The organism is Pseudomonas sp. ME-P-057 (assembly GCF_030208975.1).
Taxonomy (GTDB): Bacteria; Pseudomonadota; Gammaproteobacteria; order Pseudomonadales; family Pseudomonadaceae; genus Aquipseudomonas; species Aquipseudomonas lutea.
This window is the reverse complement of sequence record NZ_JARVSX010000033.1, coordinates 1-26356: the sequence shown is the minus strand read 5'-3', so window position 1 is coordinate 26356 and position 26356 is coordinate 1. Positions and strand designations below refer to the sequence as shown.

The following is a 26356-nucleotide window of genomic DNA, read 5'->3' as shown; positions in this document are numbered from 1 at the left end:
AATGGAATTGGCTCAGATCCGCATGTTCAAAACCGTCGCGGACACCGGCAGCATCGCCCGCGCCGCCGAGGTGTTGCACTGCGTGCCGTCGAACATCACCGCGCGCCTCAAGACGCTGGAGGCGGAGCTGGGAACCGAATTGTTTTACCGTCAGGGCCGTGGATTGAGGATCAGTCCGGCCGGGGAAATCTTCCTCACGTATGCGGGCAAGATGTTGAGCCTGGCCGACGAAGCCAAACGCGCAGTGCATCCGGATGCAGCGCCGTCCGGCCCGTTGCGAATCGGCGCCATCGAGTCGTCAGCAACTGCCCGCCTGCCCCGGTTGCTGGCACGCTTCCATGCCCGCTACCCGCAGGTGTCGCTGGAGCTGACTACCGGCACCGGCACGCAACTGCTCGACGCCACGCTCAATCAAAAACTCGACGGAGCCATCGTCGCCATTGATGTGAAACGTCCGCGCCTCAAGCGCACGTCGATGTACCGCGAGGACCTCGTGCTGATCGCCGCCGAGTCGTTGGGGCCGATTCACAGCGCGGCAGACTTGCAGGGCAAATCCATTTTCATGTGGCCCGACGGCTGCCCCTATCGGGCGGCGCTGGAGCGCTGGCTACAGAACAATGGCCAAACCCAGTCCATTGTCAGCATCGCCAATTACGGCACCATCGTCGGATGCGTCAGCGCGGGTGCCGGCGTGGCGCTGGTGCCCAAGGGGGTGTATGAGCAATACCGCAAAGGCTCGGGCTGGGTCGGTTATGAATTTGCTGAACTGACCTCCATCGACAACCTGTTCTACTGGCACGAGAACGCCGAACATCATCCGGCACGGGAGGCGTTTGTGGCGATGCTGCGTGAGGAATTCAGTGAGGTGCGTGCGGATTGAAGGCGTACCTCAAACCCACCGACAGCCAATCGGTTGAATGAGCCGGCCGCGGGTGCACGCATTCCGCTGTAGGAGCGCGCTTGCCCGCGAACGGGGAAGTCCATTCAGCACAGCAACGCCTGAAAATATGCATTCGCCAGCAAGCCGGCTCCTACGGATGTGTGCAGTCCGCAGGTTTAGTATTCACAGGGGCCCGGCGTAGAGGTGCACTTGCCCACGAACGGGGAAGCGCCTTAAGCGGCGTACACCGCCAGCTTCAGCTGAATGAAATCCAGAAAGCATTGAATTCGCAGCGCCAGCTGTGAGTTGCGGTAATAGACCGCATGGATCGGCTGACGATAACCGCTGTTGGCCTCGGGCAGGATGACGATGAGCCGGCCATGACGGATGTCGTCGTGGGTCATGAAGTGTGACAGGCAGACGATGCCCTGCCCCGCCAGCGCCAGCTGACGTAACGTTTCACCGCTGGAGGCCGACACCGTTGGCTGGATGAAAAGGCGATCCCCGTCGGCATGACGAAGCGGCCAGTGATTGAGGGTTTCGGTCTGCGTGAAGCCCAGCAGCGAATGCTCGCTCAGCGCTGCCACGGTGTTCGGCGTGCCGTGTTTCTCGAGGTATTGGGGGCTCGCCAGGATGTTCAGCGGACTGGTGCCGAGCGGGCGGGCGTGCAACGTCGAGTCGGCCAGCACGCCGATACGGATGGCCACGTCGGTGCTCTGCTCCAGCAGATCAATGATGAGGTCATTGCTGTTCAGTTCCAGCTGGATGTCGGGATAGAGCGCTCGGAATTCGGCAACGTACGGAACGATCGAATGCAGCATGAATGGCGACGCCGCATTGATCCGCAAGCGACCCGATGGCGTCTGTTGGCGCACCGACATGCGCTCTTCAAGCTCTTCCATCTGGTTCAGAATCTGCCTGGCCCGTTCAAGGAAAAACTTGCCCTCCTCCGTCAGGTCCATGCGCCGCGTGGTGCGGTTGATCAACGTGGTCCCCAGCTTGCCTTCAAGTCGCGACAGCGTGCGGCTGATTGCCGAAGGCGTCTGGCCAACCTGCTCGGCAGCGGCAGAAATCGAGCCGCTTTCAATCACCGTGACAAACACCTGCAACTCATCCGATCTGGCTTTCACTGTCATCCCTCGCCTGCAAGAAGAGCGTCAAGCTACTAGCTGCAAGCTACAAGCTACAAGCTACAAGCTACAAGCTACAAGCCGAGCGTCCGCATCGCACACACGCTTGAAGCTTGAAGCTTGAAGCCTAGCCCGCCAAGACCGACGCCAAGTGCGCTTCATAGCGTCTCACGTCTGCGTCGATGTTCGGCACCTTCATCACGTCAACCGCCAAAAAAGTCGGCAGGCCGGTCATCCCGAGAAACTGGTTGGCTTTGTGAAAAGGGAAGTAGACCGCGTCGACACCCTTTGCTTCGAAGAAGTCCGACGGGTCGTCAAAGGCCGGCTGCGGCGCGTTCCAGGTCGCCGAGATCATGTATTGCTTGCCGTGCAGCAAGCCGCCGCTGCCGTACTTGCGCGAGGCATCGGAACGGCTGCGACCATCGTTGGCGTAAAGGCTGCCATGACCTTCGGTAAACACCTCGTCGATGTATTTCTTCACCGTCCAGGGCGCGCCCATCCACCAGCCGGGCATTTGCCAGATGATCACATCGGCCCAGAGAAATTTCTGCACCTCGGCGGCCACGTCGTAGCCTGCGTCGATGTACGTCTGTTGCACCTCAAAGCCGGCACGGTCCAAAAATGCCAGACCGGCCTCATGCAGGGTCGCGTTATAACGACCTTCCGAATGCGCAAATTGTTTGCCGCCGTTGAGAAACAGTACTTTCTTCATATCAAGCCTCGTCCGAAGTCAACGCGGCCTGCGCCTGGGCAGTGCCGGATTGAGCGTTATCTGTATGGAATGGACGGCAGGATATCGATGGGATGGGGCAAGAATAAGCAGCGGCGCAGCAAAATACCTTTGCGCTGGATTCACGAATGACACACATATTGGTGAATTATCGCGCTCAATGTTAAGAATGCATGCTATGAGCGAACGACTAGATGCCAACGCGCCTCGCTTAACCCGCAATCATCAAGTGGGCGCCCAGCAATGCCATGCCGATGAAAAACATGCGCTTGAACAGCAACGCGCTGATGCGCTGACGCAGCCATTGCCCGAACATCATGCCCAGCAGCGCCGGGAGCAGCGCGAGTACAGAGGCTCCCATTTCTGCGCTGCCCACTGCGCCATTCCAGAACAGCCCCACGCCCAGCGCCAGCGTTGAGACAGTGAACGACAGCCCCAGCGCCTGGACCAGTTCATTGCGATCCAGCCGCAGCCCTTGAATATAAGGCACCGCGGGAATGACAAAGACGCCGGTGGCTGAAGTGACCAAACCCGTGACCAGCCCGCACAGAGGCCCGAGCCAGCGCTCGGCAGCGGGCGGGACATTGAGTGTCGGCAGGAACAGCCCGCACAGGGCATACACAAACAGCGCAGCCCCCAATGCCCTCGCCATCCCGTGCCCATTGCCGAGCCCCAGCGTGTAAGCGCCGATCATCGTGCCGATGACGATCATCAGCAACAGCGGCCATAAACGAACCCACAGGCCGCGCAGATGCCCGCCCGTCGCCAGCTGCCAAAAATTGGTGAGCGTCGATGGAATCAGCAGCAAGGCTGCCGCCTGGGTTGGCAGCATCATCACCCCGAGCAAACCCATCGCCACCGTCGGCAGTCCCATGCCGATCACCCCTTTGACCGTCCCTGCCAGCAGAAACGTCAGCATGACCAGCACCGAAAAACTCCAGCCAAGGTCCTGGTACAGAGTGAAAAAAGCAGCCATGAGCGCATCCTGCGAAAGTCGACGGTTGAAAAGCGAATAACGGCGCCACTTCACCACATTCGGCCACCAGCGGAAACGGGAAACATCGGCATCGCTTCCGAGCGCTGGCTGTCAGCTAAAACACCAAGCAGGCCAGCTTTCCATTTTTGCCAACCCGACTTGCCATTTGTGACGTTTCCCCATCGCCAGCAATTTCCTAGGATCGTCTCACGTCGTTGACGCCTGGCTCGCCAGCCATCACATGTTTGAAGGGGGAATGTCTATGTCCGATGCAACCGAGCGTCTGTGGGGCGCGCGCTTCAAGTCCGGACCGGCCGAAGCGATGGCCAACCTGTCGCGCTCGCCGGCCGCCTATTTCCGCATGACGCCCTACGACGTTGCCGGCTCGAAAGCCCACGCCCATGAGCTGGAACGCGCAGGCTTGCTGGACGCTGAAGAGACGCAGCGCATCATCGCCGCCCTGCACTCGATCGACGAGGACTTTGCCGCCGGCAAGGTCCAGCCCATTGCCGCAGACGAGGACGTACACACCTTCATCGAGCGCCTGCTCACCGAACGGCTCGGCGCACTGGGCGGCAAGCTTCGCGCAGGGCGCTCGCGCAATGACCAGACGGCCAACGACATGCGCCTGTTTCTGCGCGACCGGATTCGCCTGCTCACCTTGTCGGTGCTCGATCTGCAACAGGCGCTGGTCGGCCAGGCCGAGCAGCACGTCAACACCATCGCGCCAGGCTTCACCCACCTGCAACAGGCGCAGCCGATTGTCTTCGGCCACCACTTGATGGCCCACGCCCAAGCAATTCATCGCGACATCCAGCGGCTACAGGACTGGGATCGGCGCTTCAACCTTTCGCCGCTCGGCGCTGCCGCCATGGCCGGGTCTGCGATTGCGCGTGACCCTCAGCGTTCGGCAGCAGAGATGGGCTACGCAGGGCCGTGCGAGAACTCCATCGACGCCGTCGCCAGCCGCGATCATGTGGCTGAGTTTCTGTTCTGTGCGAGCATGCTGGGCATCAACATCTCGCGAATGGCCGAGGAGTTCTGCATCTGGACGTCGCGGCAGTTTCGCTGGGTCGAGCTCGACGATGCCTACGCCACAGGCAGCTCGATCATGCCGCAGAAAAAGAACCCGGACATCGCTGAGCTGGCCCGGGGCAAGTCAGGCCGACTGATCGGGTCACTGACCGCGATTCTCTCGGTGCTCAAGGCGCAGCCGCTGTCTTACAACCGGGATTTGAGCGAAGACAAGCATGCGATCTTCGATGCAGTGGACACGCTGAATCTGGTGCTGCCCGCCTTCGCCGGCATGGTTCGCACGATGAAGGTGCGCAAGGACGAGTTGCTGCGTCAGGCGCCGCTGGGCTTCACCCTGGCGACGGAAATCGCAGACTGGCTGGCGGTGCGCGGCGTGCCGTTCAAGGAAGCGCACGAGATCACCGGGCAACTGGTGCAACTGTGTGAGGCGCAGGACATCGGCTTGCCCGAGCTGACACCGCAAATGCTTGCGGACACCGATGCCCGCCTGACGCGGGAAGTGCTTGAGAGCCTGACGCTGCAGGCGGCGCTGGCGGCGCGCAGCGGTTGGGGCGGGACGTCACCGGTTCGGGTGGCCGAGCAGATCGCGCGGTTCAAACTGCACCTGGCCGCCCAGGAGCAGTGGGCCAACGATTACAGCGGCCCGCGGGGTTAGTTGTCAGTGGGACAGACATTTGCCGGGAAGCGCGCATGGTGTGGGACCGGCTTTTAGCCGGGAAGCGCGCACACTGTGGGACCGGCTTTAGCCGGGAAGTCGTCGGATGTCACGCCGCCAAATCGCGGTATTGGTGCTGGCCTCTTCCCGGCTGAAGCCGGTCCCACTGATTGACCGCGTGCATAGTGTGGGACCGGCTTTAGCGGGGAAGGCGTCGGGTATGGGCGGTGTATTCAGCCTTTCTTGATGTACCCCTCAACCACCGCCGAGAAGTCTTTGCCGCCATCGCCGCGCAAGCTCATCGCCTGGTACAGCTGTTGCGCCAGCGCGCCCATGAGCACCGGTTGGCGCGCAGCTTTTGCGGCCTCGGTCGCCAGGCCCAGGTCCTTGAGCATGAGCTCAGCGCCAAACCCGCCGGTATAGCCTCGCGAGGCCGGCGCGGTTTCCACCACCCCTGGCCATGGGTTGTACATTTCAGAGCTCCAGCAGCGGCCGGTCGAGCTGTTGATGATGGTGGCCAGCACGCCGGTGTCGATACCCAGTCGGTCGCCCAATGCCATCGCCTCCGCCACACCGATCATGGAAATCCCCAGCAGCATGTTGTTGCAGATCTTGGCGATCTGGCCGGTGCCCACATCGCCGCAATGGACGATGTTACGGCCCATCTGCGCAAGAATTGGCTTGAGCACCGTGAAGTGCTCCTGACTGGCGCCCACCATGAACGTCAGCGTCCCAGCCTGCGCGCCACCCGTACCGCCTGACACAGGCGCGTCGCCGACCACCACGCCCTGTTTAGCGGCCGCAGCCGCCACATCACGAATGGTTTGCGGGTCGATGGTGCTGCAATCCACCGCCGGCACCCCGGCACTGATCCCGGCCAGTACCCCGTCGTCATTCAGGTACACCGCACGCACGTGGGCGGCGGCAGGCAGCATGGTGATCACCAGGTCCGCGCCCTGTGCCGCATGTTTGGGCGACTCACTGATGCGACTGCCCAGCTCCGCCAGCTCGGCCAGCACCTGTTGGTTGAGGTCGAACAAATGCAGCTGATGCCCGGCACGGATCAGATTGCGGGCCATTGGAGCGCCCATGTTGCCCAAGCCGATGAATGCAATTTTCATGGTGTTCTCCTTGTTCAAAACTCAGCCATAGCGCCTAACGGAATGCGATCTCTTTAGGAAATTCTGAGGCGTACGGGCGCTGCGCAGTCGGTCTGCAAGCACAGTCCCGGTGGGAGCGAGCTTGCTCGCGAAGACGGCATTTCAGTCGCTGAAGACGTCGCGGTTTCCCGGCCTCTTCGCCACCAAGCTCACTCCCACAATCCGTAGGTTGCCAGCGGCGTTGTCATGCTTGATGAGCGCGCTGCGCTCAGCGCAAGTTAATCGTCGTATTTACGCCGTCATTCACGCTGTCGTCGTCGAACCAGCGGCTGGTGACCGTCTTGGTCTGAGTGTAGAACTGCACCACCTGTTTGCCGTAAGGGCCCAGATCGCCGAGCTTGGAGCCCCGCGATCCGGTGAAGCTGAAGAATGGCACCGGCACTGGAATCGGAATATTGATGCCCACCTGCCCCACGTCGATTTCGCTCTGGAATTTGCGCGCAGCGGCGCCGCTTTGGGTGAACAGACCGACGCCATTGCCGAACGGATTGGCGTTGACCAGCGCGATGGCCTGATCCAGCGTGTCGACTTCCAGGACCACCAGCACCGGCCCGAAGATTTCCTGAGTGTAGATCTGCATGTCGGTCGTCACGCCCGTAAAGAGCGTCGGCCCGACGAAGTTGCCTTGCTCGTAGCCCGGCACCGTAATGCCGCGTCCGTCCAGCTCAAGGGTGGCACCCTCTTGAACGCCGCTTTCGATCAGGTCGAGGATGCGCTGTTTCGCACGCCGAGAAATCACCGGTCCGACGTCTGTGCCTGCCTCGCTCCCCGCATTCACGGTCAGCTTTTGCGCCAGCGCCTTGAGATCGGGAATCCACTGCTTCGAGGCGCCAACCACCACCACCACCGACGTTGCCATGCAGCGTTGACCTGCCGCACCGAACCCTGCGCCAACCAGCGCATTGAGGGTCTGTTCGCGATTGGCATCGGGCAGCACCACCGCGTGGTTCTTGGCCCCCATCATCGACTGCACGCGCTTGCCGTGTTTGCCCGCCAGGTCGTAAACGTGTGTGCCCACCGCCGTGGAACCGACAAAGGACACGGCCTTGATGTCTTTATGGGTGCAGAGGCCGTCGACCACGTCCTTACCGCCGTGGACCACGTTCAGCACGCCGGCAGGTACGCCCGCCTCGACGGCCAGCTCCACCAACAGCATCGTAGACATCGGATCTTGTTCGGACGGCTTGAGCACGAAGGTATTACCGCAGGCGATGGCCATGGGGAACATCCACAGCGGGATCATCGCGGGGAAGTTGAACGGCGTGATCCCCGCGCAGACGCCGATCGGCTGACGCAGCGTGTAGGTATCCACTCCACCCGCGACGTTTTCCGCAAATTCGCCCATCTGCAAGGTGCCGATGGAGCAGGCATGCTCCACCACTTCCAGGCCGCGAAAAATATCGCCCTCGGCATCGGCAATGGTTTTGCCCTGTTCGGCACTGAGAACGGCAGCGATGCGTTTGGAGTGTTCGCGGATCAGTGCCTGCAGCTTGAGCATGATGCGCATGCGGGCGCCAATCGGCGTGTGCCGCCAGGTGGTGAATGCGTTCTGAGCGGCGGCGACGGCAGCATCGACCTCAGCCGCAGTGGCAAGTGGCACATGGGCCAGCACTTCCTGGGTTGCCGGATTGACCACCTCCAGCCACTCGCTGGATTGTGAATCGACCCACTCGCCGCCAATCAGCAATTTCACGCGGGCCACGGTGGTGTTGTTTTTGTTCAATGACACGTTCATTAACAGTCGCTCCATTCAAGGCAGTGCGCGTGCGTCGGCGCACTGAAAAAAGTTCGTTTCAGCCAGCGCGATGACGAGGTGGATCGCGTTTCATCAGCGCGGTGCACACCAGGGCCACTAACGCCATGCCGATCAGGTAAACGATCACGTAGTGCGGGCTGCCACCGCCTAGCGCCAATAGCTGGGTAGCGATCATCGGCGCGAATCCACCGCCCAGGACGCCGGCCAGCTGCACTGACACAGAGATACCGCTGTAGCGAATCTCGGCCGGAAACTGTCGGGCAAACAGCAGCGATTCGGGGGCGTACAGGATCGGGAAGACCACGCCGACGGCCAGCACCATCGCCCACCACACCATTTGCGGCTCGCGGGTGCCAAGCATGGCGAAGAACGGATAGACGAAAGCGCAGAGCAGCAGAAGCCCGGCGAAATACAGACGCTTCTGACCGACTTTGTCAGACAGGTGCCCGCACAGTGGCATCGTCACCAGCGAAAGCGCAGCGCCAGCAGTGATCGCGCTCAGGACATCGGCACGGGGGATGAGCAACTGGTTGGCGGCATACGCCAACGCGAAGGTCACTGACATGTAAAACCAGGCGTTCTCGGCAGTGCGCGCGCCAATGATCGTCAGGGTTTCTTTGGGGTGCTCGCGGAATACTTTGAACAGCGGCACTTTGACGGCGATGTTGTCTTTTTTGAGCTTCTCGAAATCGGGCGATTCCGGGACCTTCAGGCGAATCAGCCAACCTACGCCGAGCAGCACGACGCTGGCCAGGAACGGAATTCGCCAGCCCCAGCTGAGCATGTCGGCTTCAGGCAACTTCGCGACCATGCCCATGGCCAGCGACGCCAGCACCAGCCCCGCGCCGACGCCGGTTTGCGGCAGGCTGCCGTAGAAGCCCTTGCGACCTTCGGGGGCGTGCTCAACTGCCATCAGCACCGCACCGCCCCACTCTCCGCCCACCGCCATGCCCTGTAAAAAGCGCATCGCCACCAGCAACACCGCTGCCCAATAGCCGATCTGCTCATAGGTGGGAATCAGGCCGATGATGATGGTCGGAATCCCCATCAGCATCAGCGTGAACAGCAGCATGGACTTGCGACCGATCTTGTCGCCGAAATGGCCGAACACGATGCCGCCCAACGGCCGGCCGAGAAAGCCCACCGCGTAAGTGGCGAAGGCCGCCAACACGCCGATGATCGGGTCCAGTGCAGGGAAAAATATCTTGTTGAAGATCAGGGCGGCTGCAGTGCCGTAAAGAAAAAAGTCGTACCACTCAATGGTGGTCCCGGCCATGCTCGCCGCGCCGGCAAGCCGGTAGGATCGGGCGTCTTTTACAGAGCCGGCATCGAGTGCGCCGGCGTCCGCCGTTATAGCGTTCTTCATAAACTCCTCCGCTTATTTATTGTTGTGCAGGGTGTTATGCGTGTGGGTGGGCCGATGTGGTGGAGCGCTTACCTCATATCGATTGGGTTACAAAAAGCTGGATGGGTGCCAAATCCTGTAGGGGCCGGCTTGCTGGCGAACGCGCCGGGGCAGCGACATCTGCGCCAATGACACAATCCGGTTCGCCAGCAAGCCGTCTCCTACAGACCGCGTTGTACTGGTGTGAATAGCTTGACCACTGACGCTGGTGATTTTGCTCGCCTGTTTACCTCTTCTGGTTAGGCGACGTTTCTGGCCGAATCACAAATCCTGTAGGAGCCGGCTTGCTGGCGAACCCACCGGGTCAGCGACATCTGCGCCAATGGCACAATCCGGTTCGCCAGCAAGCCGGCTCCTACAGACCGCGTTGTACTGGTGTGAATAGCTTGACCACTGACGCTGGTGATTTTGCTCGCCTGTTTACCTCTTCTGGTTAGGCGACGTTTCTGGCCGAATCACAAATCCTGTAGGAGCCGGCTTGCTGGCGAACCCACCGGGTCAGCGACATCTGCGCCAATGGCACAATCCGGTTCGCCAGCAAGCCGGCTCCTACAGACCGCGTTGTACTGGTGTGATCGCTTGCGCTGGTGATCCAGCAAGCCGGCCCCTACGGATGGTGTTGTTCCAAGAAACTGGTCAGGTTGGATCCGGCCGCGCTTCGGAGTATAGATGTGCAAACTTCTAATAAGAACGCACATAAAAGCAGGTCCAACATGCAAAAAAACATCACCTCCCTGAGTGGACTGAACTGGGATGACCTGAAGTTTTTTCTCGAAGTCGCACGCACGCGCAAGGCCAGCTCCGCAGCCAAACGCCTGGCCGTCGATTACACGACGGTGTCGCGCAGGATCAGCTCACTGGAGGCGGCTCTCGGCACGCTGTTGTTCGAGAAGTCCCGCAACACTGGCTTTATCCTGACGCCCGAGGGCCAGCGACTGCTGGGCGCGGCCGAGTCCATAGAAAGTACGCTGCACATCGCGTGCGAGCAGGTTTCAGGCTCCGGCGTTGCGTTGTCAGGGCATGTGCGAATGGGTTGCACGGAAGGGTTCGGCAGTTTCTTTATCACGCCGCAGCTCAGTCATTTCACCGACACCTACCCGGCCATTTCAGTCGACATCCTGCCGCTGCCGCACTTCATCAGTCTGTCCAAGCGCGAGGCCGATATCGTCATCGCGCTGGAGCGACCGGAGCACGGGCCTTACGTCTGCTGCAAGTTGTGTGATTACAGCCTGCGCCTCTACGCCACCCAAGACTATCTCGACAGCCACACCCCCATTTGCAAAACCGAGGACCTGGCCGAGCATCCCTTCATCAGCTACGTCGATGATCTGGCCTTCAGCTCCGAGCTCTTGTACCTGAGCAACCTTCTGCCCGGCGCTCACGCCACGCTGCGCAGCACCAGCGTCATCGCCCAATACGTCGCGGCATTGCAGGGACGAGCACTGGCGATTCTGCCGTGTTTTCTGGCGGCACAGGATGCGCGACTGCTGCCAGTGCTGGAGACTGAGGTGGATATCACCCGGCAGTTCTGGATGTACTGCCGGGAAGATCTGAGGAAGCTCAAGCGGATCACATTGCTGTGGGATTACATCCGCGAAACCACTGAGCGCAACCAGGCGTTTCTGCTGGGTAAAACCGGGCAGATGACGTTTGTGGATTGAGTCATCGGTCACGGCATGAGGTAGGCGCCTCCGGTCGTTCAGACAACGCGCCGCTGCGCAGCAAGCCCGATTCTATGGGAATGACCGGGTAGCGCTGCACATTGCTCGCGAAGGCGGCGTCAGGCCGCTAAAGCTCTGGTGAGTGAGCGAGTTTATTCGCGGGCCAGCGCGCTCTTGCAAAGGTCCGAACGTCTGTTCTGCCCCTTCGCGCCATAGTTCAGAAATCTCTGAACTATGCATTTGAGCTTTCCTATTCTTTAGCCTCATTAGCCAACTCTAAGATCGGCGCCAACAAAGGAGCCCGTCCAGCAGAGACCAGGCCCGAAGATTGCCTTTTTCTGATGTGACTGCCGCTGTACTCCGTTTCGGCTTGAGCCGTCGCGTTAATCAGTGGCGGCTCGCACGTCAGCTGCAATCTTTGAGGAGCCTCGATGAAACTGGAAATCTTCCGCACCCTGTGGGGCTACCGCGCCAGCAAGGCTCAGGCGCTGGATGAATTGCTCGACGCCGGATTCGACGGCATGGAAGCACGCCTGCCGCTGACGCCGGGCGAGCGCGCGGAGTTCGGCGCCTTCCTGCGCGCCAACCACGTGCCCTACATCGCTACCGTCTTCACGGCATACGACGTCCTCCCCGAACAGTCAGCAACCACGGCGGAACACCTCAACGATCTGGAGCAGAAGCTCGCCTGGTCCACCGAACTGGCACCGCGTTTCGTCAACGTGCTGGCCGGCAATGACCGATGGCAGCTGCCGCAGCAGGTGGATTTTTTTGGTCAGGCGCTGGAGGTGGCGCGCAAGCACGGCCAGACCGTTGTCTTTGAAACCCACCGGGCGCGTTCGCTGTTCAATCCGTGGGTCACCCTTGAGCTGATTCGCCAACTTCCCGACCTGAGGTTCACCAGTGACATCAGCCACTGGATCGTCACGTGCGAGCGCCTTCTTGACGACCCTGAGGACGATCTCGGCGCCTTCGTTGAACGCGTTCATCACATCCAGGCCCGGGTCGGTTATGACCAGGGCCCTCAGGTTCCTCACCCCGCCGCACCGGAGTACGCCCGCGAACTGGCTTTCCATCAGCAGCACTGGCAAGCCGTGTGGCAATCCCAGCAGGCGCGCGGTTGTCAAGTCACCACGATGACCCCTGAATTCGGCGCAGATGGCTATCTGCATCATCTGCCCTTCACCAACGTGCCGGTGGCGGACCTGTGGTCGCTCAACGTGTCGATGGCCCAGACCGAACGCGAACATTTCCAGCGCTTCACTCATACAACCAGCCGATAAGGAGCGTTTCGTCATGCCAGATCCGTCGCACGCGGCAGCCCCGAAGGTCGCCAATTTCAGCAGCATCCCGGTGGTCGATATCGCTGGACTGTTCAGCCCCGACATTGCACGGCGTCAGGCCGTCGCCGACGACTTGGGCAAGGCCGCCCGGGAGGTTGGCTTTCTGTACATCAGGAATCACGGCATTGCGCCGTCGTTGATCGAGGGGCTGCGTCAGGCCGCCAGGGACCTCTTCGCACAATCGCTCGACTACAAAATGCAGCATTACATCGGCACGTCCCGCAGCCATAAAGGCTTCGTGCCGGAGGGCGAAGAGGTGTACGCCAAGGGCAAGCCTGACCACAAAGAGGCGTTCGATATCGGCTTTGAAGTGGCCGATGACGATCCGCTGGTGATCGCCAAAACCCCGCTTATCGGCGCCAACGAATGGCCTGATCTGCCGGGTTTCCGGCCTGCCGTCGAAGCGTATTACGCGGCGGTGTTTGCCTTGGGGCGACGCCTGTTCGACGGCTTTGCGCTGGCGCTAGGTCTGGAGGAAGGCTACTTCGAGTCGATGGTGACCCGCCCGCCCTCCAAGCTGCGATTGATTCATTACCCGTTCGACGGCGTCGCTCAAGACGCGCCCGGTATTGGTGCGCACACCGATTACGAGTGCTTCACCATGCTGCTGGCCGACAAGCCTGGCCTTGAGGTGATGAACGACCTGGGGCAATGGATCGATGCGCCTCCGCTTGAGGGCGCGTTCGTGGTCAATATTGGCGACATGCTGGAGGTCATGACCGCTGGTACGTTCGTTGCTACAGCTCATCGGGTGCGCACCGTGAGCGAAGAGCGGTACTCGTTTCCGTTGTTCTTTGCCTGCGATTTCCACACGCAGATCAAACCCCTGCCACAGTTCGACAAGGGCACCGCCGACTACGAAGAAATCACCATCGGCGAACACATGTTCGGTCAGGCGCTGCAGACCTATCAGTACCTGCGCCGCAAGGTCGAGCGCGGCGAACTCAAGCTGTACGAAAAGGCGCGCAAGCCATCGAGCTTCGGCCATTTGAAGAATCAGACCCAGGATGCGTCGTGATGCGATGCGCCACCCTGCCCCGCCCGAATGTTCAGAACCCCCAACCCTGCTTTCCTGACGTGGAGTCACCGACGATGCGCAACACTTCGAACATTGCTGTCCGCCTGACCGTGGTTGCCTGCGCCGTGCTCGGCGCGTCAGCAGGCGCGGCGACGGCCGCACAGACCGCCACGACTGTTACACCCGGGCAGTTCAAGGTGGGCATGGAAATTACCTATCCGCCGTTCGAATCCTACGACGAGAAGAAAAACGTCGTGGGCGCCGACCCTGACCTATCGCGCCTGCTTGCCAAGCATCTGGAGCTCAAACCCGAGTTCATCGATACCAAATTCTCCAGCCTGATCCTCAGCCTGAATGCCGGCCACTATGACGCGATCATTTCCGGCATGTACATCACGCCGGAGCGCCAGACGCAGGCTCAAACCATTCCCTACGCCGTGACAGGCGCCGCGATCATGGTGCTCAAGGACAGCCCGCTCAAACCCAAAGTGCCGGAGGACCTGTGTGGGCTTAAGGTCGGCCTGGAAAAAGGCACCACCTGGGTGACCCAGTTCAACAAACTGTCCGCCGAGTACTGCGTACCGAAAGGCAAAGGCGCGGTCGCCGTCAGCGAATTCCCTTCAGCGCCCGAAGTGACTCAGGCGCTGCTGTCAGGCAACGTCCAGGCACAAGTGGAAATCGACGGCGCCGCCGGCATGATCGCCGAGCGCACCAAGGGCCGCGTGGTGGTCAGCACCGAACATTCGATCTACCAGCAAACGCTCGGCATCTATGTGAAGAAGGGCAATGACGAGTTGTATCAGGCATTGCTGAAGGCCTTCGACGAGACCAAGAAATCCGGCGAATACGCGGCGCTGCTGAAGAAATACAACCTGGAAGAGCCCAAGAACTGACGGGTTGATGCTTCACCCCGTGTAGGAGTGAGCTTGCTCGCGATTGGCCGTGACAGACGATGTAGGTGTATCGGATGTACCGACGTCATCGCGAGCAAGCTCACTCCTACAAGGGCTCGCGCCTGATAAGAGAATCCCGCAGGGTCCGGCCCCGCTGAGGTGTGTATGCAATTCGAATGGTCCTACTTTTTTTCCTTGTTCTCGGTCGCTGATTTCTGGGAATCCTGCATCACGGTCATCGAGCTCAGCGCGTTGGGCTGGTTCATCGGCATGCTATTGGGGTTTCTGCTGGCGTCGGCCAAGCTTTCGACCGCGCGCTGGATCAGCGTCCCGGCGTCGATTTATATCTGGTTTTTCCGCAGCGTGCCTCTGCTGGTGCTGGTGGTGTTCACCTACAACTTGCCGCAGATGTTCCCGGTGACCCGTGACGTGCTTTCCAACCCGTTTTACTCAGGCCTCCTGGCGCTTGTGGTGACCGAAGCAGCTTATATGGCGGAGATCCACCGGGGTGGCCTCATTTCGGTGGCGAAAGGTCAGAAAGAAGCGGGCCGCGCGCTGGGTGTCGGCCTGATCGGCATGCAGCGTCTGATTGTCATCCCACAGGCGTTCCGTATCTCCCTGCCCACGCTGGTCAACGAATACATCACGGTGGTGAAACTGACCTCGCTGGTGTCGGTGATTTCCCTCACCGAACTGCTGACGGTGGGGCAGCGCCTGTACGCGCAAAACTTTCTGGTAATGGAAACCCTGTCGGCCGTTGCCGTGTACTACGTGATGATCGTGACGGTCTTCGGCTGGCTGTTTCACTGGCTGGAGCAGCATCTGGAACTGAGCAACCGCAAGCCGCAGGCCCTCGACGACGCTGCGCTCGTCGACCTGCGGACTCGCCTGGGCAGTCAGCCCGCACAGGCCCCGCAACCCTCTGCGCGTGCTGGCTCGGCGCCCGCGCTGCAACTGGTCAACATCCAGAAACGCTACGGGCAGCACGAGGTGCTCAAGGGCATCGATCTGAAAGTAGAAGCGGGCCAGGTCATTTCGATCATCGGCCCGTCAGGCTCGGGCAAGACCACGCTGATTCGTACGGTGAACAGTCTGGAAACCATCGACCAAGGCGAAATCATCCTGTTCGGCGAGAGCTACATTCACGCCGGCGACAATCCCAACGCCCCGCAGATCCGCCGTGGGATTCAGCGCATCGGCATGGTGTTTCAGAACTTCAACCTGTTCCCCCATCGCACCATTCTTGACAACGTGACCCTGGCCCCGCGCTATCACGGCCGCGACCGCGTGGTGAGTGAACAACGCGCTTATGCCCTGCTCGACAAGGTCGGGCTGCTGGCCCACGCGCACAAGTACCCGCATCAATTATCAGGTGGTCAGCAGCAACGGGTGGCGATCGCGCGTGCGCTGGCCATGGATCCGCAGATCATGTTGTTTGACGAACCGACCTCCGCGCTGGACCCGGAGCTGGTCGGTGACGTGCTCAAAGTGATCGCCGACCTGGCGAAAGAAGGCATGACGATGTTGATCGTTACGCACGAAATGGACTTCGCCCTGTCGATTTCCGATCGGGTGATCTTCATGGAAAACGGCATCGTCCAGAACGATGCCGCGCCCCACGCCATCCTGGCCGACCAATGCGGCGAGCGGGTGCGCAAGTTCATGGGGCTGGATTCGCATTCACCGAGCCCGCACAACGTAAGTAAAAGCCGGCTTGCTGGCGAGGTCGGTTAGTCTCATTCGCCGTTGTAGCGCCGGGCAGAATGCGTTCGCCAGCAAGCCGGCTCCTACAGACTTGGTGCACATCGCAGATTTCGAAGCTGGCGCAGTTCAACTGTAGGAGCGCGCTTGCCCGCGAATGCGTCAGGTCGTTCACCTAGAAGATGACTGACCAACCCCCTCACCAGCAGGCCGCTCCAATGGCAGGGCCGATCTAGACGCGCCCGTCACAGCCCCAGCATCAACCCGCTCAGGCGTTTGACCTTGCGCCGCAGCGCTTCTTCGAACACGCCCTGGCGTGGTTCGATCAGACTGAACCAATGCTTGGCCCGGGTGATGCCGGTGTAAATCAGCTCCTTGGTCAGCACCGGATTGAGCGCTTCCGGCAAGATCAACGCCGTGTGCGCGAACTCCGAGCCTTGGGATTTATGCACCGTCATTGCGTACACGGTCTCGACGTCATTGAGCCGGCTCGGCAATACAAAGCGCACGCCGCCGCTGCCATCATTGCGCGGAAACGCAACACGCAGCGCCTGACGGTTTTCCTCAACCGGCCCTTCAGGCAGCCGCAAGGCGATGCCGATGTCGCCGTTCATCAAGCCCAGCCCGTAATCATTACGGGTCATCAGCACCGGACGCCCTTCGTACCATTGATGGTCATTCTCGATCAGCCTGGCGGTGAAGAGCGTTTCCGTGATCCGTCGATTCAGCCCTTCCACACCCCACGGCCCCTTGCGGACGGCGCACAGCAGCTGGAATTCGTCAAAAGCGTTCAATACCCGCCGCGCCCACTCGACACACCGTGGGTCCTCGATTTGGGTCAAACCCTGCGGCCGCTGCGCGTGCATCACGCTCAGATAATGACGGTAACCCTGGGGGCCATCTGCATGACCTTCCAGTAGCAATCGGGTCAGCGCCCGATCCTGCTCACCCTTGAGCACCAAAGAAAACAGATCCGGGTACTGGCGCGCCGCGAGCAATGCGCGGGCTTCCTGGTCCTGTTGCCGATTGACCAGCCCGGCCAACTGACCGATTCCGCTACCTGCCACGAAGCGCCGGGAATGGCGCAGCATCACCACTTGTTGCGCCAGCGCGTGATGCTGGCTATCGCCCTGCTGAAGACCGCTCCTGGAGAGGTCTTCGCCGCTGACCGACTCCAGCCACGCCTGGGTCTGCGGGCTATACATTCCCGCCTCGGCGTCGCGACACAGGTCACCCAATACCGCGCCGGCCTCAACCGATGCCAGTTGATCCTTGTCGCCCAGCAGAAACATCCGCGCATGGGGCGGCAATGCGTCCAGCAGGTTGGCCATCATTTCGAGGTCAATCATCGAAGCCTCATCGACCACCAGCACGTCCAGCGGCAACGGGTTACCGGCGTGATGACGGAAATGCCGGGTGCCCGGACGGCTGCCGAGCAAGCGGTGAACGGTGGTGACTTCACTGGGGATTTTCTGCCGAACGTTCTCCGGCACTTGCAGCGACTGCACCTGATGGCTGATCGACTCGGTCAGACGCGCTGCCGCCTTGCCCGTCGGCGCGGCCAGACGAATGCGCAACGGTTTGCCGTTCTCCACCGCCGGCGACTGCAACAGCGCCAGCAAGCGTACGACGGTAGTGGTTTTGCCCGTCCCGGGCCCGCCGGTGATGATGCTGAACGCGCGCCGCGTTGCCAGCGCACAGGCCAGTTTCTGCCAGTCGATCAATCCATCGGGCTCGGTGCTGGCCGGGCCAAACAACGCATCCAGACGTTGCGGCAAATCGCTCAGCCCCGACTCCACCTGCGCCAATCGACGACTCAATGCCGCATCGATCCGGCGCTCGTACGTCCAGTAACGGCGCAAATACAGACGCCGATCGGCAAGCACCAACGGCTTGTGCGCCGCCGCTTCGCTGTCATCATCGGCACGAGCGACCAGCGTGCTGGCTTCCAGTGCCTTGCACCACGTCGCACCATCCAGCGATTTGAGCAACGAAGAAGGCAGCAGCATCGGCGTCGACAACACATCACCCTCGGGCGGAAGCGACAAAGCGAAATCCGGTTCTTTCAAGGTTTCGTGCAGGTCAAGGCACACATGGCCGTGACCCAATTGATGGCTTGTCAACGTGGCCGCCAGCAGCACCAGTGAATCGGCGAAGGGATCAAGGTCAGCCAGGAACGCCACGAAGGCCTTGTCGAGTGCGCGCAACCAGCCGCGCTCGACCCAGCGCTGCAACAACAGCAATAAATCATCGACTCGGTGAAGGGGCTTCAGCTCGGCCAGGCTTTCGGCGTCCAAGGGCGTCGGCAACAAGTGGGCGAATGTACGGTTCATGCGAGTTTTCCTGACCGCACATCTGCCTGCGCCGGTGAACGGCCCTGAAACAGCAGATCCAGGCTTTCAATCAGCTCGCGGGGCGGACGCGTAAACCACGCGCCTTGACTCGCAGCGTGGCTGCCGCGCACGAACATGTACACCGCTCCGCCCATGTGAAGGTCGTAATCGTAGTCGGCCAGCCGCGCCTTGAGCTGACGATGCAGTGCGAGCAGATACAGCACGTATTGCAGGTCATAGCGGTTGTCCAGAATCGAGTTTTCCATCGCCTGCTCGGTATAGGCATCGTCGTCAACGCCCAGCCAGTTGGATTTGTAGTCCGCAACGAAGTAGCGGCCTTCGTGCTCGAACGTGAGGTCGATGAAGCCCTTGAACATGCCATTCAACGAGGCCGTTTCTGCCGCCGCCCTTGGGGCACCGTTGTGGGTGTACCGGCGAACCAGCGCATCCATCTGCGCCACATCGACTTTTGTGCAAGCGAACCAGAATTCCATCTCGACGCGGTACTGGTTCGGCTGATCCAGCTGACACAGCGCCACGGGCTGAACATCCGGGCCCACATAGAGGGATAACGTCAGAAGATGCCGCAGCCAGTCAGTCAGGGTGTTGATCCAGCCTTTCCAGTCACGTCGGTTACAGCGCTGGGCGACGACTTTTTCAAGCGCTAGCGGGTCGGCGGCTGCCTCGGCGAACCCTTTTTCCCCAGCCCACTCCAACAAGCCGTGCAAGAACGTCCCGGGGTTGGGCCCTCGGGGAAACCGGTGGATATCGCCGCCGCTGGCCATTACCTCTCGAGGTGCGTCCGGGTCGAGACGCTCGTCGTCGAAAAGCTTCTGTGCTTGTGGACTGTCGGGCGACTGATCGCCGCTGTCAGTAATGGTGTCACCAATGCGCAAGGCGCTGTAGGACGCGATCCACCAATTCTCACGAGCGCTGCGGCGCGGGACGCGCGGTTTGCTCAACGACATTTCACTGCGCGGCGCGCTGAAAGATTCGGTTGTCGGCAACGGCACAGGCCCAACCTTAACCGCCGCGTGGTCTTCTGCCAACGAGCGCAGCCATTGCCCCAACGCCACGGACTCAGGCAGCTTCTGGCCGCCGCCCAGCAAATAACCCAAAGCCGAGCGGTGCAGCACCGACGCGCCATTGCTCCCACGCTTGAGATCAGCCACCCCCAGCCAGCACGCGTGTTGCGCGCGAGTGAGGGCCACATAAAGCAGACGCAAGTCTTCAGCAAGTCGCTCGTCATCCGCCTGCTCAACCAGCGCCGCTGTGGGCTTGAGGCTGATTTGCGCATGGCCGTCGGCGTCGTGAAAGTGCAGCGGTAAACGGCTGCCATCCACGGGTTTGCTTGAACAGATAAAGGGCAGAAACACCAGTGGGTATTCCAGGCCTTTGGATTTGTGAATGGTCACAACCTTGACCAATTGCTCATCGCTTTCGAGGCGCAGGATCTGCTCCTCTCCTGCCTGAGCGGCGAGGGCCAGATGCTCGCTCAAATGACGAATCAGCGCCTGCTCACCGTCCAGCTCGGCAGCGGCCTGCTGCATCAGTTCACTGAGGTGTAACAGGTTGGTCAGTACGCGCTCGCCATCGGTGCGCTGAATAAGCGCTTGCGGCAGTTTGAAGTCGTGAAGCAAACGCCGCAGCATCGGTAGCACGCCCTGAGTGCGCCAGATACGGCGGTAATCGCGGAACTGCATGACGCGGTTTTCCCACGCCAGTTCGTCCTGATTCAGCAGCTCGAGCTCGGCCAGTGGCAATGCCAAAGTGATGCAAGCCAATGCGGCGCGCAGCGTCCGCTCGGTATCAGGTTCGGCGCAGGCCTTCAGCCACGCGAGCACGTCATGGGCTTCCTGCGCCGCGAATACAGAATCCTTGTCGGACAAGTACACGCTGCGTACACCGCGCGCCGACAATTCGCCCCGGACCGCCTGCGCTTCCTTGCCATCGCGCACCAGAATCGCGATATCAGCGGGCTGCAACTGTTTCAACGGCTCGCCATCTTTAACGAAACCTGCTTGCCCCTGTTGCCCCGCATTGAGCAACCGGGCGATCTCGCTCGCACAGCTTGCCGCCAGCTGCTGACGATAGATCGTCCCCGATACCGGTTGATCCGTTTCCAGCTGCCAGACGTTGAGCGCAGCGAGTGTCTCCCCGTCCACCTGCAGCCGCTCTTTACGCCCCTGAGACGCTACCGCCAGAAACGGCACGGGATTGCTTTCTGCGGTGCGAAACAAGAACGCACCACGGCCTGTCTCGCTGGTCTCCGCGCGCTGGAAGATATGGTTGACTGCGTCGACCATCGCGTGGCTGGAACGGAAGTTGGTGCCCAACGTATGCAGCCGGCCAGTGGTGGCCTGACGCGCACGCAGGTAGGTGTAGATGTCAGCGCCGCGAAAGGCGTAGATCGCCTGTTTCGGGTCGCCGATTAGGAACAGCCCTGTGCTTTCGTCGTTGGCTTCAAGACGGTGAATGCTGTCGAAGATTCGGTACTGTACGGGGTCGGTGTCCTGGAACTCGTCAATCAGGGCGACCGGGAACTGTTCACGAATCAGCGTCGCCAAACGCTCCCCGCCGCTGCCGCGCAACGCAGCATCCAGGCGCAGCAGCATGTCGTCGAAACCCATTTCGGCGCGTCGGCGCTTCTCTTCTTCAAAACGTGCCCCGACCCACTGGGCAGCGTGCTCAAGCACGGCTGCATCGGGCGTGGGCAATGTGTCCAGCGCCACCTTGAGCTCAACCATTGCCTCGAACGCAGGATGAGACGGCGGGTTGTTCTTCCACGCTTCGGCAATGCCGTCGGGCGTCAGCCGGGTGAAGCCGGTGCCGAGGTCGAGCTGTTCCTGCTCATCGTCATTGGCCCAGGCAATCAGCTTGTCGAACCACGGCCGGAAATAGCGCTCCTGCATCTTGCGGCCATCGACCACCTTACACGCAACGCCGTCGATGCAGATGGCATGCAGTTCAGCCGCCCAGTTGGCCCATGGCGCCTTGAGCTGCCTTAGGAGTTCACGCCGCTCCTGGATGGACTGCTCGATGATCTGTATCGGCGTTTGCGTGACAGCGCCGCGCTCACTGCCGAACAATGCGCGGACCTTTGGCAGCAGCGCCGCCGGCCCGCCCCAGTGCTCGCGCACCCACATCAGCGCATCACCACTCATGGGGTAGCAGAACTTGCGCCAGTAATCGCGCAGCACTTCGCCCAGCAAGTCGCTGTGGTCGGTTTCCAGACTTTGCGTGAACAGACTGCCGCTGTCGAAGGCATGTTCACGCAGCATGCGCTGACACCAGCTGTGAATCGTCGAGACGGCTGCTTCGTCCATCCACTGCGCCGCGATATCGAGACGGCTGGCGCAGCCGGGCCACTGCTCGGCGGAAAATTCGTCGCGCAGACCTACGATCAGCGCGTCAGGTGCCTGGATTTCTCCACGAAAGTACCGCGCTGCTTCCGCCAGTCGCGTGCGAATACGGTCGCGCAATTCCTTGGTGGCAGCATCGGTGAACGTCACCACCAGAATCTGTGGAGGCAATAGCTCACGACCGAATCCGGAGGTCTCGTTGCCGTGTCCCAACACAAGGCGCAGGTAGAGCGCCGAGATAGTAAATGTCTTGCCGGTCCCGGCGCTGGCTTCGATCAGCTGGCTGCCCTTAAGCGGGAAGCGCAGTGCGAGAGGCTGTTGAGCATCACTCATGCGCCGACCTCCGCATGCGATAGCGCCTGCCAGGGCGCGTCAAAGATTGGCTTGTACAGCGCCTCGCACCAGCCAACAAATTCCTCGCTGGCCAGCAAGGCATCGAAGTCAGGGAATTGGCGTGCAAGGGCCGTACTTTCGGCTCGCTCGCCCTTACTGTTCTGGCCGTCGCCGTCAAAGGCCTTTCGCGCGGCGGCTTCAGCTTTTGTCTCATCGGTCTGACTCAACCAGGCAAACGCGGTTTTTACGGCAATCGGCAGCGGCCGCTGCATGCCTTGCTGCCATGCGAGGAGCAAGTCGTTCAGGGTGCGCGTAGCAAATGCCTTGTCCAGCGGTTGCAACAGCAGCGTCTCGTCGCTGGCGACCAGCGCGGTGGTCAGCGGCAAATCACACGCGCAGGCCACAAGATGGTTTACCCACGGCTTGCTCAGGCGGTGCCATTTGCGCGCCTTCCTGGCGTCGATGGCATTGGGGATAGCGGTTATCGCGAGCAGCTCGCTTTCAGGGTTCTGATAGAGGCCGTCGAGCCAGCCATCGAGTTCTACACCCTGATGGTCATAATTGACCGGGAGCGCACTGTGCAAGCGCAATGGCCAGCGAATCAGCAATTCTTGATACCTGGCCACTAGGTCTGGTAACGGCTCCAGCAACTCGGTCTGTAGCAGTGAGCCAAAGCCAGCCATCGGCAACACGCCGCTGCTCTGCAAGCGCGTCGCCTGAGCCTCAAGCGAGACCTGAACATGCTCGGGGTCCGACAACGCCGCCTGCAGCAGACTGTCACTGATGCCGTAGCGCTCAAGCGCGTCGAGTACGAAGGGCTCCTCATCCGCAAGGGGTGCTTCGGCGACCTCAAAGAATATTTTCAAGCGCTGACTGAAGAAGTGCTTCACCGGATTGCGCAGGAAATCCTGCAACTGCATCAGGCTCAACGGCTCCTCTTGTTGGTGCTTTTGCAGCGCCCTCACGTCCCCCTTTTCAGTGACTGTCTCATGCAGAACCTGCCACTCGCGCGCGAAGCTGAAAAATTCAGGGCTTTCTCGAAAATACTTGGCGCTGAAGGGCTGCAGCGGGTGCTCAACGGTCAACGCGTGCAGCAACTGCTGCCCCGGGTCACGCTTCTGATCACCTTCAGACTCATGGGCACCGGCCAGCCGCCACCCGCTGGCCAGATGATCGCGCAGCTGCCCGATAAGCACCGAAGCCGGCCGTTCCGAGTTGTCACGAATACTGCGGCCCACCCAGCTGACATACAGCTGATCACGGGCAGATAACAACGCTTCGAGCAGCAGATAACGATCATCTTCACGGCGGGAACGGTCGCCAGGACGATAATCGCTGCCCATCAGGTCAAAATCGAGCGGCGGCTGAGCGCGCGGGTAATCGCCGTCATTCATGCCCAGCAAACAGACAATTTTGAACGGAATGGCGCGCATCGGCATCAGCGTACAGAAGTTGACCGAACCGGCCAGAAAGCGCTGGGACAATCGTCCTTGATCCAGCCCGGCGAGCCACGCTTCACGCACGACCGTCAACGGTAGGGGCTCTTCAAGGCCCACGGTTTCGCACGTCTGCAGCCAGGTTTCCCGTAGCGTCTCCAGCTGACTCAACAGGTAGTCGTCGTGCTCGCTGTCAGCCATGAAGAACAACTGCATGATCGCTTGCAGTCGCAAGCCCCACAACGCAGGCGCCGCCGGTTGCGACAGTTCGCTGTGAGCAACCTGTAAAGCGTCAATCAGCGACACCAGCGGCCCAATGAGCGCTGCGTCCAGACCGCCAATTTCGTCATAGGGCTCAATCCCGTCGTAGGCAGCACCTGCACCGACGGCATAGCCGAGCAGCATGCGACGCAGGCCAAAATGCCAGCTGTTTTGTTCCAGCTGTTCAGGGAGTCCCAGCCCCTCACGTTGTTTCGCATCCAGTCCCCAACGCACCCCCGCGCCTTCAATCCAGCGGTGCAACGTCGGCAGGTCGCGCTCATCAATCCCAAAGCGCGCACGCAGCGCAGGGACGTCCAGCAGGTCCAGAATCTCGCTGACCGGGAATCGACTGTCCGGGATCTTCAGCAAGTGCTCAACGGCGATCAGCAGCGGATCCCGCCCACGCTGGCCCTGGTCAGCAAGGGTGAAAGGAATGAAGCGCCGATCGTCGCGATCCAGTTGACCGAACACCGCCCGAATATGAGGGGCGTAGCTGTCGATGTCCGGGACCATCACGATCACGTCGCGCGGTCGCAGATCAGGGTCCTTGCTGAAACGCGCCAGAAGCTGGTCATGCAGCACCTCCACTTCACGCTGGGCGCTGTGGGCTACATGGAAACGAATCGAGCGGTCGGTCTTGATCTGCACGGGAGGCCACAATTCGCGTGTTTCACTTAACGGCCGCAGCTCAAGGATGTCGTCCTGCAGCTGGTTCAACAGCGTGTCGGGTTCGCTTTCGCTAAACAGGTCGATCCGGCCGTCCCGGAAGATTGCACGATAACTCTGGGGATCGTCGTGGCTGTCCAGCAGGTTGATGTAGTCACGGCCTTGCTTGCCCCATGCGGCCAACAAGGGATGAGCGTGCTGATGCAGGGCATCAGGGTCCATAACCACAGGCATGCCCGGCTTTCGGGACTGTCGCTTGTATTCGTGACGCAGGAGATCCTTGTCGGCGACGATGTCCGCCCAGTGATGACGACAAGGGTTGTGAACGCAGAGCAATACCTGACTGAACCGAGCCAAACCTGCCAACGCCTCGAGTGCCTGAGCAGGCAGCGAAGAAATACCAAACACGATGACCCTTGCAGGCAAACCGCAGGGCGCTTCAGTGAGGCTGTTGATAGCTTCTATGTAACGGCGATGCACACCAGCCCGGCTCTGCGCCATGCCTTCAGCGCCGACATCGTGCAGCAGCGCGCGCCAGAGTTCGGCCTGCCAACAGTTTTCCGCCTTCAGGGGTTTGGCCTCCCCTCTTACGTTCCTGAGTTGATGCTTGCCAGCGGCCCAGTCCGCAAGCCAGTCGGCGCGGTAAACCTGATATTGATCGAAAAGGTCGGCTAGGCGCTCTGAAAGCTGGTAACGCTTACGCAGGTCGGTGTCCGCCGTCAGGAACCGTTGCAGCGGCTCAAAATGTGGCTGATTGATCAGGCCAGGCAGCAGTCGCATCAGGCGCCAAGTCAGTGGGGCTTTGTCGAGCAACGACGTTTCCGGGATTTCGTCTTTGCCCAGTACGGCACGATAGAGCTGCCACATGAAGCTACCGGGCAACTGCACATCAATCGCAGCGGCGATTCCGCAGCCCCCTTGATCATCATGAGTGTCTTCTGCCAACGCAAGTTTCAACCACTGAGCAATGCCATTGCTTTGTACCAGTGCGACTTCGTTCTCAAGCGGCGTCAGGGGGTAAAGCCTCATCCAGGACACCACAAGACCCCGCAGCTCATCCAGGCGATTTCCATGAACCACCATAAATCCGGGGTTGAGATCGGATGTCACCGGCATAGCTGCGTCCCTTGGTCTTTCAAAGAGAAAGAAGACTACCAGAGGATGAGGGGTTTTTAGCGGCTGATCGTTTACAGGCCGGGTACGCAACGAGCCCTGACACCTGCATGAAGAGAGTCGTGCAAAGACTGCCCCTGTTCATCGGCTGCTTGAGCCTTGGCACTTAATAGCGCGCAAAAACAAAACCCCATCTGCGTAAGCAGATGGGGTTCTGGAATTTAATCTTGACGATGACCTACTCTCACATGGGGAAACCCCACACTACCATCGGCGATGCATCGTTTCACTGCTGAGTTCGGGATGGGATCAGGTGGTTCCAACGCTCTATGGTCGTCAAGAAATTCGGGTACCGACTCGTCCTCTCGAACGCTTCGGCAAATCGGGTATGTGATCAGGTGTCTGTCTGTGTGGTCGCAAACTTTCGTCTTCATGCGTCTTCACACACCGCAATCTGCTGTCTGTCTGCAGATTGCTTGGGTGTTATATGGTCAAGCCTCACGGGCAAT

16 protein-coding genes and 1 rRNA gene are annotated in these 26356 nt (G+C 60.6%); 7 read left to right on the top strand and 10 right to left on the bottom strand.

Annotated elements, in window-relative coordinates; translation table 11 throughout:
* Nucleotide 1 precedes the first annotated feature (1 nt).
* A complete protein-coding gene (locus QRN48_RS16690; RefSeq protein ID WP_285351795.1) occupies nucleotides 2-880 on the top strand; it encodes a LysR family transcriptional regulator in 879 nt (292 codons plus the stop codon).
* A 233-nt stretch (nucleotides 881-1113) separates the two neighbouring features.
* Here QRN48_RS16690 and QRN48_RS16685 read toward each other — a convergent pair whose 3' ends face one another.
* The 3 genes from QRN48_RS16685 to QRN48_RS16675 all read right to left on the bottom strand — a co-directional run bounded on the left by QRN48_RS16685 (nucleotide 1114) and on the right by QRN48_RS16675 (nucleotide 3716).
* Complete coding sequence (locus QRN48_RS16685; protein WP_285351793.1) at nucleotides 1114-2010, bottom strand: LysR substrate-binding domain-containing protein; 897 nt, start codon at nucleotides 2008-2010, stop codon at nucleotides 1114-1116.
* Between the two features lie 127 nt (nucleotides 2011-2137).
* On the bottom strand, nucleotides 2138-2722 hold the full coding sequence (gene mdaB, locus QRN48_RS16680) for an NADPH:quinone oxidoreductase MdaB (protein ID WP_191944309.1): 585 nt from the start codon (nucleotides 2720-2722) through the stop codon (nucleotides 2138-2140).
* Nucleotides 2723-2951: 229 nt separating this feature from the next.
* Nucleotides 2952-3716 (bottom strand): sulfite exporter TauE/SafE family protein, encoded by a 765-nt coding sequence (locus QRN48_RS16675; protein WP_285351789.1) that lies wholly within the window; start codon nucleotides 3714-3716, stop codon nucleotides 2952-2954.
* Nucleotides 3717-3978: 262 nt separating this feature from the next.
* Between QRN48_RS16675 and argH the strand changes: the two genes are divergently transcribed.
* On the top strand, nucleotides 3979-5406 hold the full coding sequence (gene argH / locus QRN48_RS16670; protein WP_285351787.1) for an argininosuccinate lyase: 1428 nt from the start codon (nucleotides 3979-3981) through the stop codon (nucleotides 5404-5406).
* A gap of 233 nt (nucleotides 5407-5639) precedes the next feature.
* Here the strand turns inward: argH and mmsB are convergent, their stop codons facing one another.
* From mmsB to QRN48_RS16655, 3 genes are all read right to left on the bottom strand, one after another.
* Nucleotides 5640-6527, bottom strand: coding sequence for a 3-hydroxyisobutyrate dehydrogenase (mmsB, locus tag QRN48_RS16665; protein WP_037012668.1), 888 nt, complete (start codon nucleotides 6525-6527; stop codon nucleotides 5640-5642).
* Nucleotides 6528-6774: 247 nt separating this feature from the next.
* Nucleotides 6775-8301, bottom strand: a complete 1527-nt coding sequence (locus QRN48_RS16660; protein WP_285351785.1) for a CoA-acylating methylmalonate-semialdehyde dehydrogenase — start codon at nucleotides 8299-8301, stop codon at nucleotides 6775-6777.
* Nucleotides 8302-8359: 58 nt separating this feature from the next.
* Nucleotides 8360-9688 carry an MFS transporter gene (locus QRN48_RS16655; RefSeq protein ID WP_285351783.1) on the bottom strand — a complete coding sequence of 443 codons (1329 nt, stop codon included), beginning with the start codon at nucleotides 9686-9688 and terminating at the stop codon, nucleotides 8360-8362.
* A 752-nt stretch (nucleotides 9689-10440) separates the two neighbouring features.
* Between QRN48_RS16655 and QRN48_RS16650 the strand changes: the two genes are divergently transcribed.
* The 5 genes from QRN48_RS16650 to QRN48_RS16630 all read left to right on the top strand — a co-directional run bounded on the left by QRN48_RS16650 (nucleotide 10441) and on the right by QRN48_RS16630 (nucleotide 16376).
* Complete coding sequence (locus QRN48_RS16650; RefSeq protein WP_285351781.1) at nucleotides 10441-11388, top strand: LysR family transcriptional regulator; 948 nt, start codon at nucleotides 10441-10443, stop codon at nucleotides 11386-11388.
* A 431-nt stretch (nucleotides 11389-11819) separates the two neighbouring features.
* Entirely contained in the window at nucleotides 11820-12671 is an 852-nt protein-coding gene (locus QRN48_RS16645; RefSeq protein WP_285351779.1) for a sugar phosphate isomerase/epimerase family protein, read from the top strand.
* Between the two features lie 13 nt (nucleotides 12672-12684).
* The gene (locus tag QRN48_RS16640) at nucleotides 12685-13749 is read left to right on the top strand and encodes an isopenicillin N synthase family dioxygenase (RefSeq protein ID WP_285351777.1); all 1065 of its coding nucleotides are present in this window, start codon (nucleotides 12685-12687) and stop codon (nucleotides 13747-13749) included.
* 74 nt (nucleotides 13750-13823) lie between these two features.
* On the top strand, nucleotides 13824-14642 hold the full coding sequence (locus tag QRN48_RS16635; protein WP_285351775.1) for an ABC transporter substrate-binding protein: 819 nt from the start codon (nucleotides 13824-13826) through the stop codon (nucleotides 14640-14642).
* A gap of 165 nt (nucleotides 14643-14807) precedes the next feature.
* A complete protein-coding gene (locus QRN48_RS16630; protein WP_285351774.1) occupies nucleotides 14808-16376 on the top strand; it encodes an amino acid ABC transporter permease/ATP-binding protein in 1569 nt (522 codons plus the stop codon).
* 212 nt (nucleotides 16377-16588) lie between these two features.
* Here the strand turns inward: QRN48_RS16630 and recD are convergent, their stop codons facing one another.
* From recD to rrf, 4 genes are all read right to left on the bottom strand, one after another.
* A complete protein-coding gene (recD, locus tag QRN48_RS16625; protein WP_285351772.1) occupies nucleotides 16589-18676 on the bottom strand; it encodes an exodeoxyribonuclease V subunit alpha in 2088 nt (695 codons plus the stop codon).
* Nucleotides 18673-22371: an exodeoxyribonuclease V subunit beta gene (recB, locus tag QRN48_RS16620; protein WP_285351770.1), complete on the bottom strand. Its 3699-nt coding sequence runs from the start codon at nucleotides 22369-22371 to the stop codon at nucleotides 18673-18675. The genes recD and recB overlap by 4 nt, the downstream gene beginning before the upstream one ends.
* Nucleotides 22368-25850 carry an exodeoxyribonuclease V subunit gamma gene (recC, locus tag QRN48_RS16615; RefSeq protein ID WP_285351769.1) on the bottom strand — a complete coding sequence of 1161 codons (3483 nt, stop codon included), beginning with the start codon at nucleotides 25848-25850 and terminating at the stop codon, nucleotides 22368-22370. Before recC ends, recB begins: the two co-directional genes overlap by 4 nt.
* Before the next feature lie 222 nt (nucleotides 25851-26072).
* Nucleotides 26073-26188 (bottom strand): 5S ribosomal RNA (gene rrf, locus QRN48_RS16610).
* Nucleotides 26189-26356: the final 168 nt, after the last annotated feature.

Coding starts and splice junctions, on each gene's coding strand:
- QRN48_RS16690 (WP_285351795.1), top strand. CDS start 2: ATGGAATTGGCTCAGATCCGCATGTTCAAAACCGTCGCGGACACCGGC.
- mdaB (WP_191944309.1), bottom strand. CDS start 2,722: ATGAAGAAAGTACTGTTTCTCAACGGCGGCAAACAATTTGCGCATTCG.
- QRN48_RS16675 (WP_285351789.1), bottom strand. CDS start 3,716: ATGGCTGCTTTTTTCACTCTGTACCAGGACCTTGGCTGGAGTTTTTCG.
- argH (WP_285351787.1), top strand. CDS start 3,979: ATGTCCGATGCAACCGAGCGTCTGTGGGGCGCGCGCTTCAAGTCCGGA.
- mmsB (WP_037012668.1), bottom strand. CDS start 6,527: ATGAAAATTGCATTCATCGGCTTGGGCAACATGGGCGCTCCAATGGCC.
- QRN48_RS16660 (WP_285351785.1), bottom strand. CDS start 8,301: ATGAACGTGTCATTGAACAAAAACAACACCACCGTGGCCCGCGTGAAA.
- QRN48_RS16655 (WP_285351783.1), bottom strand. CDS start 9,688: ATGAAGAACGCTATAACGGCGGACGCCGGCGCACTCGATGCCGGCTCT.
- QRN48_RS16650 (WP_285351781.1), top strand. CDS start 10,441: ATGCAAAAAAACATCACCTCCCTGAGTGGACTGAACTGGGATGACCTG.
- QRN48_RS16645 (WP_285351779.1), top strand. CDS start 11,820: ATGAAACTGGAAATCTTCCGCACCCTGTGGGGCTACCGCGCCAGCAAG.
- QRN48_RS16640 (WP_285351777.1), top strand. CDS start 12,685: ATGCCAGATCCGTCGCACGCGGCAGCCCCGAAGGTCGCCAATTTCAGC.
- QRN48_RS16635 (WP_285351775.1), top strand. CDS start 13,824: ATGCGCAACACTTCGAACATTGCTGTCCGCCTGACCGTGGTTGCCTGC.
- QRN48_RS16630 (WP_285351774.1), top strand. CDS start 14,808: ATGCAATTCGAATGGTCCTACTTTTTTTCCTTGTTCTCGGTCGCTGAT.
- recD (WP_285351772.1), bottom strand. CDS start 18,676: ATGAACCGTACATTCGCCCACTTGTTGCCGACGCCCTTGGACGCCGAA.
- recB (WP_285351770.1), bottom strand. CDS start 22,371: ATGAGTGATGCTCAACAGCCTCTCGCACTGCGCTTCCCGCTTAAGGGC.
- recC (WP_285351769.1), bottom strand. CDS start 25,850: ATGCCGGTGACATCCGATCTCAACCCCGGATTTATGGTGGTTCATGGA.